We start from the raw sequence: 649 nt of genomic DNA on the forward strand, positions 1-649 counted from the left end.
GCCCGCCCCCGCCTCGCTCATGTCCTGCCCCTCGACAATTCCGTCTACGGGCCGCCCACCAACCTGCAGATCACCCCGGACGGACGGCTCGGGCTGGTGGCGAGTTCGGTGCTCATGCGGCAGGAGGGCGAGGCCTGGTACGCGCAGGCGGACGACCGGCTCCACGTGATCGACCTCCTCGCGGACCCGCCGCATCTGGTGGAGACCATCCGCGTCGGGCGCCAGCCCTCGGGCCTCGCCATCGCGCGGACAGGCGATGTCGCCCTCGTGGCCAACCGCGAGGGCCGCAGCGTCACAATCCTGTCGATCGCGGGGACGAGCGTGCGCGCCGTGTCCACCGTGGATGTCGGCGACGAGGCGGCGGCTTTGGCCATCGCCCCGGACGGGCGCCGCGCGTTCGTGGCCAAGAACAAGGCCGCCAAGGTGGGTGTCCTCGCCCTCGACGGCGCCAAAGCCACCTACGATCCCGCCCTCGACCTTCCCGTCGGCCCCGGCATCTATGGCCTCGAGGTCACGCCCGACGGGCGTTTGGCACTCGCCGCCAATACCGGCCCCGAGCCCAGCGACGGGCACGCCGACAGCGTCAGCGTGATCCGGGCCGATGCGCCGCGCCCGGTGGTGACCGATCACCTCGGCATCGGCGATACGC

At 72.4% G+C, this 649-nt stretch carries 1 protein-coding gene; it reads left to right on the plus strand.

Going from position 1 to position 649, the window contains the following annotated elements; translation table 11 throughout:
- A partial coding sequence (locus tag MBTS_RS23450; RefSeq protein WP_425324826.1) for a YncE family protein occupies positions 1 to 649 on the plus strand: 649 nt, incomplete at both ends.

Source organism: Methylobacterium bullatum, assembly GCF_014845095.1.
GTDB lineage: Bacteria > Pseudomonadota > Alphaproteobacteria > Rhizobiales > Beijerinckiaceae > Methylobacterium > Methylobacterium bullatum.